This window comes from Curtobacterium sp. SP.BCo, assembly GCF_051903265.1.
Classification (GTDB): domain Bacteria; phylum Actinomycetota; class Actinomycetes; order Actinomycetales; family Microbacteriaceae; genus Curtobacterium.
In genome coordinates this window covers 40,117-56,613 of sequence record NZ_CP194337.1, presented here as the reverse complement: position 1 = coordinate 56,613, position 16,497 = coordinate 40,117, and the positions used below count along the sequence as shown (strand labels likewise).

At 69.5% G+C, this 16,497-nt stretch carries 11 protein-coding genes and 1 rRNA gene; all 12 read left to right on the top strand.

What is annotated here, in order from left to right:
• The first annotated feature begins 28 nt into the window (after positions 1-28).
• The 12 genes from pheS (at position 29) to ACRQ4B_RS00195 (ending at position 16,107) form a co-directional block, all read left to right on the top strand.
• The gene (gene pheS, locus ACRQ4B_RS00250; protein ID WP_439692725.1) at positions 29-1,069 is read left to right on the top strand and encodes a phenylalanine--tRNA ligase subunit alpha; all 1,041 of its coding nucleotides are present in this window, start codon (positions 29-31) and stop codon (positions 1,067-1,069) included.
• The gene (gene pheT / locus ACRQ4B_RS00245) at positions 1,069-3,561 is read left to right on the top strand and encodes a phenylalanine--tRNA ligase subunit beta (RefSeq protein ID WP_439692724.1); all 2,493 of its coding nucleotides are present in this window, start codon (positions 1,069-1,071) and stop codon (positions 3,559-3,561) included. Before pheS ends, pheT begins: the two co-directional genes overlap by 1 nt.
• A gap of 74 nt (positions 3,562-3,635) precedes the next feature.
• Complete coding sequence (locus ACRQ4B_RS00240) at positions 3,636-4,733, top strand: N-acetyl-gamma-glutamyl-phosphate reductase (protein WP_439692722.1); 1,098 nt, start codon at positions 3,636-3,638, stop codon at positions 4,731-4,733.
• Positions 4,730-5,929 carry a bifunctional glutamate N-acetyltransferase/amino-acid acetyltransferase ArgJ gene (gene argJ / locus ACRQ4B_RS00235; RefSeq protein ID WP_439692721.1) on the top strand — a complete coding sequence of 400 codons (1,200 nt, stop codon included), beginning with the start codon at positions 4,730-4,732 and terminating at the stop codon, positions 5,927-5,929. Before ACRQ4B_RS00240 ends, argJ begins: the two co-directional genes overlap by 4 nt.
• On the top strand, positions 5,929-6,951 hold the full coding sequence (gene argB, locus ACRQ4B_RS00230) for an acetylglutamate kinase (RefSeq protein ID WP_439692720.1): 1,023 nt from the start codon (positions 5,929-5,931) through the stop codon (positions 6,949-6,951). Before argJ ends, argB begins: the two co-directional genes overlap by 1 nt.
• Entirely contained in the window at positions 6,948-8,186 is a 1,239-nt protein-coding gene (locus tag ACRQ4B_RS00225; RefSeq protein ID WP_439692719.1) for an acetylornithine transaminase, read from the top strand. The genes argB and ACRQ4B_RS00225 overlap by 4 nt, the downstream gene beginning before the upstream one ends.
• On the top strand, positions 8,183-9,178 hold the full coding sequence (gene argF, locus ACRQ4B_RS00220) for an ornithine carbamoyltransferase (protein WP_439692718.1): 996 nt from the start codon (positions 8,183-8,185) through the stop codon (positions 9,176-9,178). Before ACRQ4B_RS00225 ends, argF begins: the two co-directional genes overlap by 4 nt.
• 11 nt (positions 9,179-9,189) lie before the next feature.
• Positions 9,190-10,386 (top strand): argininosuccinate synthase, encoded by a 1,197-nt coding sequence (locus ACRQ4B_RS00215; protein WP_439692717.1) that lies wholly within the window; start codon positions 9,190-9,192, stop codon positions 10,384-10,386.
• A 122-nt stretch (positions 10,387-10,508) separates the two neighbouring features.
• On the top strand, positions 10,509-11,960 hold the full coding sequence (gene argH, locus ACRQ4B_RS00210; protein ID WP_439692716.1) for an argininosuccinate lyase: 1,452 nt from the start codon (positions 10,509-10,511) through the stop codon (positions 11,958-11,960).
• Positions 11,957-12,652 carry a DNA-3-methyladenine glycosylase gene (locus tag ACRQ4B_RS00205; RefSeq protein ID WP_439692715.1) on the top strand — a complete coding sequence of 232 codons (696 nt, stop codon included), beginning with the start codon at positions 11,957-11,959 and terminating at the stop codon, positions 12,650-12,652. The genes argH and ACRQ4B_RS00205 overlap by 4 nt, the downstream gene beginning before the upstream one ends.
• A 45-nt stretch (positions 12,653-12,697) precedes the next feature.
• Entirely contained in the window at positions 12,698-14,011 is a 1,314-nt protein-coding gene (gene tyrS / locus ACRQ4B_RS00200) for a tyrosine--tRNA ligase (RefSeq protein ID WP_439692714.1), read from the top strand.
• Between the two features lie 574 nt (positions 14,012-14,585).
• Positions 14,586-16,107: ribosomal RNA gene (locus tag ACRQ4B_RS00195) — 16S ribosomal RNA — on the top strand.
• The last annotated feature ends 390 nt before the right edge of the window (positions 16,108-16,497 follow it).

Here is a 16,497-nt window from a genome sequence, read left to right as displayed (position 1 = left end):
ATCCCAGGGGCCGGTAGGCTTGGGCCTCGTGTCAGAACCTCTCGAGATCAGCGAATCGGCCGTCGCCGACGCGGTGGACCAGGCCCTCGCCGCGGTCCGCGCCACGACGACCGTGGCGGCGCTGAAGCAGGCCAGGACCGAGCACACCGGCGAACAGTCGGCGCTGGCGCGGATGAACGCGTCGATGCGCAGCGTGCCGCCGGAGCAGAAGGCCGCCGCGGGCAAGCTCGTCGGACAGGCCCGTGGTCGGGTGAACCAGGCGATCGCCGAGCAGGAGTCCGTGCTCGCCGAGGCCGAGGAACGCGCTCGACTCGAGGCAGAGCGCGTCGACGTCACCGCGCTCCCGGTCCGTCGTGCCCCCGGCTCCCGCCACCCGCTGTCGCTCCTCAACGAGACCGTTGCCGACATCTTCGTCGGCATGGGGTGGGAAGTGGCGGAGGGCCCCGAGCTCGAGCACGAGTGGTTCAACTTCGACGCGCTGAACTTCGACGAGGACCACCCCGCCCGCGCCATGGCCGACACGATCTTCGTCGAGCCGGTCGAGCGGCACCTCGTCATGCGCACGCACACCTCGCCGGTGCAGGTGCGGTCGTTGCTGTCGCGCGACCTCCCGCTGTACGTGATCGCCCCGGGGCGGGTCTACCGCGCCGACGAGCTCGACGCCACGCACCTGCCGGTCTTCACCCAGGTCGAGGGCATCGCGATCGACAAGGGCCTGACGATGGCGCACCTGCGCGGCACGCTCGAGCACTTCGCCCGCCAGATGTTCGGCGCCGAGGCGCAGATCCGCCTCCGCCCGAACTACTTCCCCTTCACCGAGCCGAGTGCCGAGATGGACGTCTGGCAGCCGAACGCCAAGGGTGGCGCGCGGTGGGTCGAGTGGGGCGGCTGCGGCATGGTGAACCCCAACGTCCTGCGTGCCGCCGGCATCGACCCGGCCGAGTACCAGGGCTTCGCGTTCGGCATGGGCATCGAGCGGACGCTCCAGTTCCGCAACGGCCTGAACGACATGCGTGACTTCCTCGAGGGCGACATCCGCTTCTCGCAGCAGTTCGGAACGGTGGTCTGATGCGCGTCCCACTCCGTTGGCTCGGTGAGTCCGTCGACCTCCCCGACGACGTCACCCTCGAGCACGTCCACGCGGCGCTCGTGTCGGTCGGCTTCGAGGAAGAAGACGTCCACACCTACGACCTCACCGGCCCGATCGTCGTCGGCCGGGTGCTCGAGCGCGAGCCGGAGCCGCAGAAGAACGGCAAGACGATCAACTGGTGCCAGGTCGACGTCGGCGAGGCCGAGCCCCGCGGCATCGTCTGCGGTGCGCACAACTTCGACGTGGGCGACCTCGTCGTCGTGACGCTGCCGGGTGCGGTCCTGCCCGGGCCGTTCCCGATCGCCGCGCGCAAGACCTACGGCCACGTGTCGGACGGCATGATCGCCTCCGCACGCGAGCTCGGCCTCGGTGACGAGCACGACGGCATCCTCCGCTTCGCCGACCTCGGCATGGAGCCGGAGGTCGGCGCGGACGCGATCGCGCTCCTCGGGCTCGACGACGCCGCGGTGGAGATCAACGTCACGCCGGACCGCGGCTACGTGCTGAGCATGCGCGGTGTCGCCCGCGAGTACGCCCACGCGACCGGTGCGAGCTTCCACGACCCGGTGGAGCGCGTGACGCCGCGCGACGCCGAGGGCTTCCCGGTGACGATCGACGACGCCGCTCCGATCCGCGGCCGCGTCGGCGCAAAGACCTTCGTGACGCGCGTGGTCCGCGGCATCGACCCGACGGTGAAGACACCGGCGTGGATGGTGTCCCGCCTCGCCCTCGCGGGTGTCCGCTCGATCTCGCTGCCCGTCGACATCACGAACTACGTCATGTTCGAGCTCGGACAGCCGCTGCACGGGTACGACCTGGCGAAGGTCCGCGGGGGCCTGGGCGTCCGTCGTGCCGCGCCAGGCGAGACGCTCACGACCCTCGACGACGTCTCGCGGAAGCTCGACCCCGAAGACCTCGTCATCACCGACGACGACGGCCCCGTGGGGCTCGCCGGCGTGATGGGCGGTGCCCGCACCGAGATCTCGGACACCACGACCGACGTCCTCATCGAGGCCGCCGGCTTCGACCAGGTGTCGATCGCCCGCACCGCACGACGTCACAAGCTGCCGAGCGAGGCATCCCGACGCTTCGAACGCGGCGTCGACCCGCTCGTCGCCGAGGCCGCGGCCAACCGGGCGGTGGAGCTCCTCGTCGAGCTGGCCGGGGGCACGGCCGATCCCCTCGGGTCGACGCTCGTCGACGCGACGGCACGCCCCTCGGTGTCGATGCGCCTGTCCCGTCCGGCAGAGCTGATCGGCGTCGAGTACACCGACGCCGAGGTCGTCGACACCCTCCGCGCGATCGGTGCCACGGTCGACGTCGACGGAGAAGTCCTCCGTGTCACCCCGCCGACCTGGCGTCCGGACCTCACCGACGACACCACCCTCGTCGAGGAGGTCGCACGCATCGTCGGCTACGACCGCATCCCGAGCGTGCTGCCGGTCGCGCCTCCCGGCCGCGGCCTCACCGGGCACCAGCAGGCACGCCGTCGCGTCGCCGCAGCACTCGCGGCCGACGGCCTCGTCGAGGCCGTCACGGCACCGTTCGTGTCCCAGGCCACGCAGGACGCGTACCCCGGGATCGACGCCGCGGGCGGGCCGAGCGTCGTGCTCGCGAACGCCCTCGACAGCGAGCAGAACCGACTCCGTCGCAGCGGGGTGCCGGCCCTGGTCGACGCCGCCCGGCGGAACGTGTCCCGCGGGCTCGTGGACGTTGCCCTGTACGAGACCTCGCGGGTGTTCCTGCCCGTCGCAGACGTCGTGCTCGGCACCGACACCGTCCCGGCCGGCGCCACGCTGCCCGACCGCGAGACCCTGGCGGCGCTCGACGCCTCCCTGCCGCCGCAGCCGTTCCACGTCTCCGCGCTGCTCACCGGCCACCGCGTCGTGAAGCAGCCCGGCGTGCAGCCCGAGCCCTACGGCATCGCGGACGCGCTCGACGTGGCCCGCACGGTCGCCTGGGCGGTCGGCGTCGAGCTGACCGTGGCGCAGACGACCCACCCGTCGCTGCACCCCGGCCGTGCGGCGTCGCTCCTGGTGGGCGACACGGTCGTCGGCGTCGCCGGCGAGCTGCTGCCCGAGCGCACCGAGGCCGCGGTCCTGCCGCGCGTCGTCGCCGTCGCCGAACTGGACCTCGACGCCATGGTCGCCGCGGCGCCGGAGCTCGTCTCGGTCGCGCCCATCGTGTCCTACCCGGCAGCGACGCAGGACCTCTCCCTCGTGGTCGGGGCCGACGTGCCGGCGGGCGACGTCCTGGACGCGGTGCGCAGTGGCGCCGGCGAGCTGCTGGAGTATGCTCGGCTCGTGGACGACTACCGGGGCTCCGGCGTGGACGAGGGACAGAAGTCCCTGACGTTCGCGCTGCGCTTCCGCGCCACGGACCGCACGCTGACCGCTGCCGAGGCCTCCGAGGCCCGTGACGGCGCCGTCCGACGTGCCGGCGAGCGATTCGGGGCGACCCTGCGCGACTGATCCACCGGATCAGTACCGCCCGGGGCCGCCGCCTCCGATCACTCGACGACCAGTCCGACCAAAGGTGGAATCCCATGTCCGTATCCGTCGCCGTGGCGGGAGCCTCCGGCTACGCGGGCGGTGAGCTCCTGCGCGTGCTCTCCGCCCACCCCGAGTTCGACGTCAGGACGGTGACGGCGTTCTCGAACGCCGGACAGCCGCTCATCGCGACGCAGCCGCACCTCCGCTCGCTGTCGCACCTGACCCTCGAGCCGACGACGGCGGAGAACCTGCGCGGGCACGACGTCGTGTTCCTCGCACTGCCGCACGGCCAGTCCGGGGCGATCACCGCGGAGCTCGGCGAGGACACCCTCGTGGTGGACTGCGGTGCGGACCACCGGTTGACGGACCCGGCGGCGTGGGAGGCCTTCTACGGAGGCGAGTACCACGGTGCATGGACGTACGGACTCCCGGAGCTGCTGCACGCGGCACCGACACCGGGCTCGGCGGACGAGTGGCGCGACATCGACGACATCCAGACGCAGGGCCGCCAGCGGGCCGCGCTCGTCGGGACGAAGCGGATCGCGGTCCCCGGCTGCAACGTGACCGCGGTGACGCTCGGCATCCAGCCGGGCATCCAGGCCGGGCTCGTGCACGCCGACGACATCGTCGCGGTGCTCAGCGTCGGCCCGAGCGGCGCGGGCAAGAAGCTCGCGAACACGTACCTGGCGTCCGAGATCATGGGCTCCGCGAGCGCCTACGCGGTCGGCGGGACGCACCGGCACATCCCGGAGATCCAGCAGAACCTCGCCGTGGCGGGCGCCTCGGACGTGACGATCTCGTTCACACCGGTGCTCGTCCCGATGTCCCGCGGCATCCTCGCGACGACGACCGCGAAGCTCGCGCCCGGCGTGAGCGCGCGGGACGTCCGGCTCGCCTGGGAACAGGCCTACGCCGACGAGCCGTTCGTGCACCTGCTGCCCGAGGGGGAGTTCCCCCGGGTCGCCGACACCATCGGTGCGAACACGGCCCTCGTCGGGCTCGCGGTCGACGAGGCCGCCGGTCGCGTCGTCGCGGTGAGCGCCCTCGACAACCTGGCGAAGGGCACCGCCGGTGCCGCCGTCCAGTCGACGAACATCGCCCTGGGCTTCCCGGAGACCCTCGGCCTCAGTGTGGACGGAGTCGCACCGTGACGGACGCAACCAGCGAGACGGACGCCGCCCCGGGCCTCCAGGGCGTCACCGCGGCAGCGGGGTTCCGCGCAGCCGGCGTGACCGCCGGGCTCAAGACGAGCGGCAAGCCCGACGTGGCACTCGTCGTGAACGACGGGCCCGACGCGGCCGTGGCCGCGGGCTTCACCAGCAACCGCGCGCAGGCGCACCCGGTGATCTGGTCGCGGCAGGCCGTCGGCGACGGCACCGCCCGAGCGGTCGTCCTGAACTCCGGCGGCGCGAACTGCTTCACCGGTCCGTTCGGCTTCCAGACCACGCACCTGACGGCCGAGGCAGTGGCCGACGCGCTCGGCATCGGGGCCGGCGACGTCGTCGTCTGCTCGACCGGCCTGATCGGCGTCGGTGACCAGACCTTCCGCGACAACGTGCTCACGGGGGTCGACCTCGCGAGCGCAGCACTGTCCGCCGACGGTGGCCCGGACGCCGCGACCGCGATCATGACCACCGACACCGTCCCGAAGCAGTCGGTCGTGACCGAGGACGGCTGGACCGTCGGCGGCATGGCGAAGGGCGCCGGCATGCTCGCGCCCGGTCTCGCGACGATGCTCGTCGTGATCACGACCGACGCCGTGGTCGGCTCGGACGAGCTCGACCAGGCGCTCCGCGCCGCCACCCGGGTCACCTTCGACCGCGTCGACTCCGACGGCTGCATGTCGACGAACGACACCGTCGTGCTGCTGTCCTCCGGCGCGAGCGGCGTCACGCCCGAGGTCGGGGACTTCCAGGAGGCCCTCACCGCGGTGTGCGCGGACCTCGCGCGACAGCTGCAGCAGGACGCCGAGGGTGCCAGCCACGACATCGCCATCCACGTCGTGAACGCCGCGAGCGAGGACGACGCCGTGACCGTCGGCCGCAGCGTGGCCCGGAACAACCTCTTCAAGGCCGCGGTGTTCGGCAACGACCCGAACTGGGGCCGGGTGCTCGCCGCGATCGGCACCACCGACGCCGCGTTCGACCCGTACGCGGTCGACGTCTCCATGAACGGCGTCCGTGTCTGCCACGCCGGCGCACCGGACCGGCCGAGCGACGAGGTCGACCTGACGCCCCGCGACACCGACGTGCTCATCGACCTCGGGGTCGGACCGTTCTCGGCGACGATCCTGACGAACGACCTGACGCACGACTACGTCCACGAGAACAGCGCGTACTCCAGCTGATGGCCGACGACAGCATCCTCTCGAAGGAAGAAGAGCACGAGCTCGCGACCGTGAAGGCCGCGACACTCATCGAGTCCCTGCCGTGGCTGAAGCGGTTCTCGGGCAAGATCGTCGTCGTCAAGTTCGGCGGCAACGCGATGGTGAACGACGACCTCAAGCGGGCGTTCGCCGAGGACATGGTCTACCTGCGGTACGCCGGCCTGCACCCGGTCGTCGTGCACGGCGGCGGCCCGCAGATCTCCGCCGCGCTGAAGGAGCAGGGGATCGCGTCCGAGTTCCGCGGCGGCTACCGCGTGACCACGACCGAGGCGATCACCGTCGTCCGCGACGTGCTCGCCGGCGAGGTCAACCGCGAGATCGTCGACCTCGTGAACGAGCACGGCGAGGGCCTGGCCGTCGGCGTCTTCGGCGACGGCGGCTCGCTGTTCACCGGCGAGAAGAAGGGCGTCGTCGTCGACGGCGAGCACTTCGACCTCGGCCACGTCGGCGACATCACGCACGTCGACCCGTCCGGGGTGCTCGCCGCGATCGAGGCCGGGCGCATCCCGGTGGTGTCGAGCATCGCGATCGACGACGCCCACCCGGACCAGGCGCTCAACGTGAACGCCGACGCCGCTGCCGGAGCGCTCGCGATCGCCCTCAAGGCGTCGAAGCTGATGATGCTCACGGACGTCCCGGGGCTGTACCGCAACTGGCCGGACCGGGACTCGATCGTCGACCTCATCGCGGTCGAGGAACTCCGCGCGCTGCTGCCGTCGCTCGAGTCGGGGATGATCCCGAAGATGACCGCGTGCCTCGACGCCGTGGTCGGCGGCGTGGGCGGCGCGACCATCATCGACGGTCGGATCCCGCACTCGATCCTGCTCGAGGTCTTCACGCTGCGCGGGGCGGGCACCGAGGTGATCCCGGACCCGAGCCGACGAACCGAGAACCAGATGACGCACGCGGAGATCGGCCGACGCGGCGCCGCCGTACCGTTCGACACCACGACCACCACCGACACGAAGGGGCACGCGCAGTGAGCACCGAGACGCAGACCGAGACCTGGAACGACCGGTTCGGGGCGTCGCTCATGCGATCCCTGACCCCGCCGAAGATCATGCTCGAACATGGTCAGGGCTGCCGCGTCTGGGACGTCGACGGCAACGAGTACCTCGACTTCCTCGCCGGCATCGCGGTGAACTCCCTCGGCCACGCGCACCCCGCCCTGGTCGACGCGATCAGCGACCAGGCCGCCAAGCTCGTGCACGTGTCGAACTACTTCGCCACGCCGCCGCAGCTGGAGCTCGCCGAACGCCTGAAGCGCATCACGGGTGCCGGCGACGCCGGGCGCGTGTACTTCGGCAACTCCGGTGCCGAGGCGAACGAGGCAGCCTTCAAGCTCTCGCGGCTCAACCGCGGCGCCGACGGTCGGAAGACCCGGATCCTCGCGCTGAAGCAGGGCTTCCACGGGCGCACGATGGGTGCGCTCGCGCTCACGGGCAAGCCCGCACTGCAGGAGGACTTCCTGCCGATGGTCCCCGGCGTCGAGCACATCGACTCGACGGTCGACGCACTCGAATCCGCGATCGACGACACCGTCGCGGCGCTCATCGTCGAGCCGATCAAGGGCGAGGCCGGCGTGGTCGACCTGCCCGAGGGGTTCCTGCTGGCCGCCCGTCGCCTCACCGAGGAGCACGGCGCGCTCCTGATCCTCGACGAGATCCAGACGGGTGTCGGCCGGACCGGCAACTGGTTCACCTACCAGGGGCACGGGTTCACACCGGACGCGATCACCATCGCCAAGGGCATCGCCGGCGGCTTCCCGATCGGCGCCCTCGTCACCTTCGGCTGGGCCTCCGACCTGTTCTCCGCCGGACAGCACGGCTCCACGTTCGGCGGCAACCCGCTCGGCACCCGCGTGGCGAACGCCGTGCTCGCCGAGATCGAGCGCGCCGACCTCGTCGCCGGTGCGGTCGTGAAGGGTGAGCGGATCCGCGCGGGCATCGCCGGCATCGGGTCGCCCCTGGTGGAGGAAGTGCGCGGGACCGGGCTGCTCATCGGTGTCGGTCTGACCGGCCCGGTCGCGGCCGCCGTGAACGCTGCCGCCCTGCAGCGCGGTCTCATCATCAACGCCCCCAACGAGTCGAGCCTGCGCATCGCGCCGCCGCTCATCGTGTCCGACGCCGAGATCGACGAGTTCGTGTCGATCCTCGCCGAGAGCCTCGCCGCGGTCGCTGCCGAGCACGCCGCCGCCGACCAGGAGACCACCGCATGACCCGCCACTTCCTCCGTGACGACGACCTGAGCCAGGCCGAGCAATCCGCGATCCTCGACCTCGCCGAGCAGATGAAGGCCGACCGCTGGGGTGCGAAGCCCCTCGCCGGCCCGCAGAGCGTCGCGGTGATCTTCGACAAGTCCTCGACCCGGACCCGGGTGTCGTTCCACGTCGGCATCTCCGACCTCGGTGGCAGCCCGCTCATCATCTCGACGGCGAACAGCCAGCTCGGCGGCAAGGAGACCCCGACCGACACCGCCCGCGTGCTCGAGCGCATGGTGTCGGCGATCGTCTGGCGCACCTACGGTCAGGCCGGGCTCGAGGAGATGGCAGCGAACACCAGCGTCCCCGTGGTGAACGCACTGTCGGACGACTTCCACCCGTGCCAGCTGCTCGCCGACCTGCTGACCATCCGTGAGCACCGCGGCACCCTCGCCGGGCAGACCGTGGCGTTCGTCGGCGACGGTGCGAGCAACATGGCGCAGTCGTACCTGCTCGCCGGCGCGACCGCGGGCATGCACGTCCGCGTCGCCGCTCCGGCCGAGTTCTCGCCGTCGGCCGAGGTCGTCGCCGACGCCGAGCGCCGCGCCGCCGAGACCGGCGGCTCGGTCCTCGTCGTCACGGACCCGGTCGCCGCGGTGGCCGGTGCGGACGTCGTCGTCACCGACACCTGGGTGTCGATGGGCAAGGAGGACGAGAAGCAGTCGCGGCTCGACACCTTCAACGGCTACCGCGTGGACGACGCCCTGATGGCGCACGCCGCCGAGGACGCGGTGTTCATGCACTGCCTGCCCGCCGACCGCGGCTTCGAGGTCACGGCCGAGGTCATCGACGGCCCGCGGAGCATCATCTGGGACGAGGCGGAGAACCGTCTGCACGCCCAGAAGGCCCTGCTCGCGTGGCTCCTGTCCGCGAACGAGGCGAACCAGGCGGACCGGGCGGACCGGGCGAGCTCGGCGACCGAGTCGGACCAGGCGACCCAGGCCGCGTAGGAGCACAGCGCATGGCAGACCGCGTCGTCCTGGCGTACTCCGGCGGACTCGACACCTCGGTCGGGATCGGCTGGTTGCGCGACGCCACCGGCAAGGACGTCGTCGCGCTCGCGGTCGACGTCGGCCAGGGCGGCGAGGACCTCGGCGTGATCCGCCAGCGTGCGCTCGACTGCGGCGCGGTGGAGTCGATCGTCGTCGACGCGAAGGACGAGTTCGCCGACGACTACCTCGTGCCGGCGCTCAAGGCCAACGCCCGCTACCAGAAGCGCTACCCGCTGGTCTCCGCACTGAGCCGTCCGCTCATCGCGAAGCACCTCGCGCTGACCGCCAAGCAGCTCGGCGCCGACAGCGTCGCGCACGGTTGCACGGGCAAGGGCAACGACCAGGTGCGCTTCGAAGCGGCCGTCGCGGCCATCGCACCGGAGCTGACGAGCGTCGCCCCGGTGCGTGACCTCGCCCTGACCCGCGACAAGGCGATCGCGTACGCGCAGCAGCACGGGCTGCCGATCGAGCAGACCTCCGGGACGCCGTACTCGATCGACCAGAACGTCTGGGGCCGTGCGGTGGAGACCGGGTTGCTCGAGGACCCGTGGAACGCCCCGGCGGAGGACCTCTACGCGTACACCCAGGACCCGACGGTCCCGCGCGACCCGGACGAGGTGACGATCACCTTCGAGCAGGGCGTGCCGGTCGCGATCGACGGGCAGCGCTTCAGCGTGCTGCGGATCGTGCAGGAGCTCAACGCGCTGGCGGGCAAGCACGGCGTCGGGCGGATCGACGTGGTGGAGGATCGCCTGGTCGGCATCAAGTCCCGCGAGGTCTACGAGGCCCCGGCAGCGATCGCGTTGATCACGGCGCACGAGGAACTCGAACGCCTCACACTCGAACGCGACGTGAACCGGTACAAGCGACACGTCGAGTCGGAGTGGGCGGACCTGGTCTACGACGGCCTCTGGTTCAGCGGACTGAAGCGCAGCCTGGACGCCTTCGTCGACCACACCCAGCAGCACGTGTCGGGTGACGTCCGCCTCCAGCTGCACGGCGGACGTGCGGTCGTGACCGGACGCCGGTCGGCGCAGAGCCTCTACGACTTCGAGCTCGCCACGTACGACTCCGGCGACACCTTCGACCAGTCCATGGCGAAGGGCTTCATCGACATCTGGTCGATGCCGAGCCGGGTCGCGGCCCGCCGCGACCAGGCCAACTGACCGAGCACGACGCACCCGCACCCGACGCACACCAGCGACGCACCCGCACCCGACGCACACACGCACCCGCCGCACCCGAACCCGACGCACACACGCACCCGCCCGACCGAACGGAACCAGACGTGACCGACGCGAACCAGCCCGCCGCCAAGACCGACGCCACCAACACCGGCGCCCTCTGGGGCGGCCGCTTCGCCGACGGCCCGAGCGCCGAGCTCGCCGCACTGTCCCGCTCGACGCAGTTCGACTGGCAGCTGGCGCCCTACGACATCGCCGGATCCCGGGCGCACGCCCGCGCCCTGCACACGGCGGGGTACCTGAGCGCCGACGAACTCGACCGGATGCTCGCCGGTCTCGACCGTCTGCTCGAGCAGCACGCCACGGGCGAACTCCGTCCGGACGACGCCGACGAGGACGTGCACGGCGCGCTCGAACGGCTCCTCATCGCGGACCTCGGCCCCGAGCTCGGCGGCAAGCTGCGGGCCGGTCGGAGCCGCAACGACCAGATCGCGACCCTCGGCCGGATGCACATGCTCGACCACGGCCGTCGCATCGGGCACCTGGTGATCGACCTCGTCGACGCGGTCTCCCAGCAGGCGAGCGAGCACCCGGGGGCGATCATGCCGGGTCGCACGCACCTGCAGCACGCGCAGCCGGTCCTCCTGGCGCACCACCTGCTCGCCCACGCCTGGCCGCTCGTCCGCGACCTCGAGCGACTCCGCGACTGGGCCGACCGTGCGAGCGTGAGCCCGTACGGTGCCGGTGCCCTCGCGGGCAGCTCCCTCGGCCTCGACCCGGCGGCGATCGCCCGGGAGCTCGGGTTCGCCCGCCCGGCCGACAACTCGATCGACGCCACCGCCGCGCGGGACGTCGTGGCGGAGTTCGCGTTCGTCCTCGCCCAGATCGGCATCGACCTCTCGCGGTTGGCCGAGGAGGTGATCCTCTGGAACACGAAGGAGTTCGGCTTCGTCCGACTGCACGACGCGTTCTCGACCGGGTCGAGCATCATGCCGCAGAAGAAGAACCCGGACATCGCCGAGCTCGCGCGCGGGAAGTCCGGTCGGCTGATCGGCAACCTGACGGGGCTGCTCGCGACCCTGAAGGGCCTGCCGCTGGCGTACAACCGCGACCTGCAGGAGGACAAGGAACCCGTCTTCGACTCGGTCGCCCAGCTCGAGGTCCTGCTCCCGGCGTTCACCGGCATGATCGCGACGCTGTCGTTCGACACGGCGCGGATGGCCGAGCTCGCACCGCAGGGCTTCTCCCTGGCCACCGACGTCGCCGAGTGGCTGGTCCGCCAGGGGGTCCCGTTCCGTGACGCCCACGAGATCTCCGGCGCCCTCGTCCGGCACTGCGAGGAGCGCGGCATCGAGCTCGACGAGCCCACCGACGAGGAGTACCGCCAGGTCTCGGAGCACCTCACGCCGGACGTGCGTGCCGTCCTGACGATCGAGGGCAGCGTCGCGTCCCGCGCCGGCGTCGGCGGGACGGCTCCGGACCGCGTCGCCGAGCAGCTCGCCACACTCACCCGCCGCGTGCACGACCTCGCGGAGGGCGCGCCCTTCACGCGATGACGGACCCGACCCTCGCGCTCCTCTCCGAGCTGGCTCCGCTCTCGGCGCCGGCACTGCTCGGAGCGACGATCGCCGGCCGCGGTGTGACGCTCCGGATCACGGAGGTCGAGGCCTACTCGGGGCCGAGCGACCCCGGATCGCACGGACACCGTGGGCCGACCGCGCGGAACCGCCACCTGTTCGGCCCGCCGGGGACGCTCTACGCCTACCGCTCGTACGGCATCCACACGTGCGTCAACGTGGTGAGCGGACCGGCGGGGACCTCGTCGGGGTCGCTGCTGCGCGCCGCCGAGGTGGTCGACGGTGTCGAGACCGCTCGTGCGCGTCGTGGTCCCGCGGTGCCGGACGTCGCCCTGGCTCGAGGTCCGGGCAACCTCGGCGGCGCGCTCGGTGCCGTCCTCGGCACGGACGACGGCACGGCGCTGCTCGACGGATCCGGTCCGTACGTGCTCACGCTGGCACCCGGCCTGGAGGCGCGGCTCGCCTCCGACGGGCCGACCCGCGTCGTCGAGGACCTCCTGTCCGAGACCCTCCCCGGCCCGACCGGGCCGGGGAGGGTCACGCGCATCTCGCGCGGTCCGCGCACCGGCGTCGGCGGCATCGCCGGCGGTGCGCGCTTCCCCTGGCGCTTCTGGCTCACGGGCGACCCGACGGTGTCGACGTACCGGCGGCACAAGGGCGCCGTCGACTGATCCCCCCGTTCCTCCCGGCCCGCCCCTCGCCGCTACGATGGCGGGGTGTCCAGTGATACCGCTCAAGATGTCCTGACGCGCCAGCAGAACGACCCGACCTTCGCCTCGGTCTGGGACGAACTGCGCTGGCGTGATCTGGTGCACGTCTCCACCGACGAGACGGCACTCAAGGAGGCCCTCGACGGCGAGCCCATCACGTACTACTGCGGCTTCGACCCGACGGCGCCGTCCCTGCACTGCGGCAACCTGCTCCAGCTGCTGACGATGCGTCGCATCCAGCTGGCGGGGCACACCCCGCTGGCACTGGTCGGCGGGTCCACCGGGCTGATCGGCGATCCGCGACCCACCGCCGAGCGCACGCTCAACACCCGCGAGACCGTGGGCGAGTGGGTGACCCGGCTGCAGGGCCAGGTGTCCCGGTACCTCAGCCCCGACGGCGACAACGGCGTCCGGCTGGTGAACAACCTCGACTGGACGGCGCCGCTGTCCGCCATCGACTTCCTGCGCGACATCGGCAAGTACTTCCGCGTCAACTCGATGCTGAAGAAGGACGCCGTCGCCGCCCGGCTGAACTCCGACTCGGGGATCAGCTACACCGAGTTCAGCTACCAGATCCTGCAGGGGCTGGACTACCGGGAGCTGTTCCTGCAGTACGGGTGCACCCTGCAGACCGGCGGCTCGGACCAGTGGGGGAACCTGACCTCGGGCACGGAGCTCATCCGGCGTACCGAGGGGGCGACGGTGCACGCGCTGGGGACCCCGCTGATCACGAACTCCGACGGCACGAAGTTCGGCAAGAGCGAGGGCAACGCGATCTGGCTCGACCCGGAGATGACGTCGCCGTACGCGTTCTTCCAGTTCTGGCTGAACACGGCGGATGCCGACGTCATCGCCCGGTTGCGGCAGTTCACGTTCCTGTCGCGGGCGGAGATCGAACGCCTCGAACAGGCGGTGGCCGACGAGCCCTTCCGGCGTGAAGCCCAGCGCACCCTCGCGTTCGAGGTGACCGCCGTGGTCCACGGGGTCGCGGCGACGCAGGCGGCGATCGACGCCTCGGCGGCGCTGTTCGGCAACGGCGACCTGGCCGCCCTCGACGCCCACACCCTGCGGTCGGCGATCGCCGAGCTCCCGGGTTCCGTGACCCTTCCCGGTGACGCCGACGTGGCGCGAGCCCTGGTGGACACCGAGCTCGTGAAGTCCATCGGCGAGGCCCGGCGTGCGATCGACCAGGGCGGTGTGTACGTGAACAACACCCGCGCGGACGATCCGACCGCATCGCTGTCGGACATCGCCCTGCCCGGGGGAGTGCTCGTGCTCCGTCGTGGCAAGAAGACACTCGCCGGCGTGACGCTCTCCTGACCGTCCCCGCTCGTCGATGCCCGGTTCCCCGTGTGGGAGCCGGGCATCGTCGCGTTCGGGCCGCACGTGTTGCACAACGCGACACGCCCGGGATGTGGCGCGTCTTGGCGCACCCGCTCAAAGCTGCGTATAGTTCTTACTCGTCACCCCAAAGGTGCGGCGGAGCGGCTGGAGCGAAAGCCCAGAGCCTGCCGGCCCTCAAGCGGGACCATCCTCCACTGGAGTTCAGATCTGGCCTTGCGCTGGATCGCTTCGACGCCTAGGATGACTACTCCACCGGTTCTCTCCTACGGGATGAGCCACTGGGTCTCAGGGCCCGACGACACACCGGTGGTCAAACCAAGAACACAATGCCTCTCTGGCGGAATCTCTTTCGAGGTCGAGCGGGGAGTGCGTCTGGTCCTTGAGAACTCAACAGCGTGCACATTGTCAATGCCAATTTATTGACCCCGTGACTCATCAGCTTTGGTTGGTGGGTTCGGAGACAATTCCTTTTGGATTGAAGATTGTCAGTAGACAGTCAACAGTCAGTTTCAACTCGGTCTGATGCCTTCGGGTGTTGGGTCTGTATTTTTTTACGGAGAGTTTGATCCTGGCTCAGGACGAACGCTGGCGGCGTGCTTAACACATGCAAGTCGAACGATGATGCCCAGCTTGCTGGGTGGATTAGTGGCGAACGGGTGAGTAACACGTGAGTAACCTGCCCCTGACTCTGGGATAAGCGTTGGAAACGACGTCTAATACTGGATATGACTGCCGGCCGCATGGTCTGGTGGTGGAAAGATTTTTTGGTTGGGGATGGACTCGCGGCCTATCAGCTTGTTGGTGAGGTAATGGCTCACCAAGGCGACGACGGGTAGCCGGCCTGAGAGGGTGACCGGCCACACTGGGACTGAGACACGGCCCAGACTCCTACGGGAGGCAGCAGTGGGGAATATTGCACAATGGGCGAAAGCCTGATGCAGCAACGCCGCGTGAGGGATGACGGCCTTCGGGTTGTAAACCTCTTTTAGTAGGGAAGAAGCGAAAGTGACGGTACCTGCAGAAAAAGCACCGGCTAACTACGTGCCAGCAGCCGCGGTAATACGTAGGGTGCAAGCGTTGTCCGGAATTATTGGGCGTAAAGAGCTCGTAGGCGGTTTGTCGCGTCTGCTGTGAAATCCCGAGGCTCAACCTCGGGCTTGCAGTGGGTACGGGCAGACTAGAGTGCGGTAGGGGAGATTGGAATTCCTGGTGTAGCGGTGGAATGCGCAGATATCAGGAGGAACACCGATGGCGAAGGCAGATCTCTGGGCCGTAACTGACGCTGAGGAGCGAAAGCATGGGGAGCGAACAGGATTAGATACCCTGGTAGTCCATGCCGTAAACGTTGGGCGCTAGATGTAGGGACCTTTCCACGGTTTCTGTGTCGTAGCTAACGCATTAAGCGCCCCGCCTGGGGAGTACGGCCGCAAGGCTAAAACTCAAAGGAATTGACGGGGGCCCGCACAAGCGGCGGAGCATGCGGATTAATTCGATGCAACGCGAAGAACCTTACCAAGGCTTGACATACACCGGAAACGGCCAGAGATGGTCGCCCCCTTGTGGTCGGTGTACAGGTGGTGCATGGTTGTCGTCAGCTCGTGTCGTGAGATGTTGGGTTAAGTCCCGCAACGAGCGCAACCCTCGTTCTATGTTGCCAGCGCGTTATGGCGGGGACTCATAGGAGACTGCCGGGGTCAACTCGGAGGAAGGTGGGGATGACGTCAAATCATCATGCCCCTTATGTCTTGGGCTTCACGCATGCTACAATGGCCGGTACAAAGGGCTGCGATACCGTAAGGTGGAGCGAATCCCAAAAAGCCGGTCTCAGTTCGGATTGAGGTCTGCAACTCGACCTCATGAAGTCGGAGTCGCTAGTAATCGCAGATCAGCAACGCTGCGGTGAATACGTTCCCGGGCCTTGTACACACCGCCCGTCAAGTCATGAAAGTCGGTAACACCCGAAGCCGGTGGCCTAACCCTTGTGGAAGGAGCCGTCGAAGGTGGGATCGGTGATTAGGACTAAGTCGTAACAAGGTAGCCGTACCGGAAGGTGCGGCTGGATCACCTCCTTTCTAAGGAGCATCTGGCATCACGGAAGTGGTGTCCAGGCGCCGGATCGAGACGAACGTTCTCGCCGGTAGCTCATGGGTGGAACATTGACAGTGCAGTCGTCAGCGCAGCTGCCGACCTCAGTACGTTCGGGCTTTCGGGTTCGGGTGGGAACGGGTTGGTGGGAAGCGGGGTGGCTGGTGCACGTTGTTGGGTCCTGAGGGACCAGGCTTCCTGACCTGTGATGGGTTGGGGGTTGAGCCGGCGGAGTGATCCGTCACGGTTCTTCGGTGGGCTGCATGAAGCTGATGCGTGAGTGTCGGGGGAGTGTGGTGCCGATCGTATGTTGAGAACTACACAGTGGACGCGAGCATCTTAGATCGCTCGTGACGATGACCAGGCCTTCGGGTGTG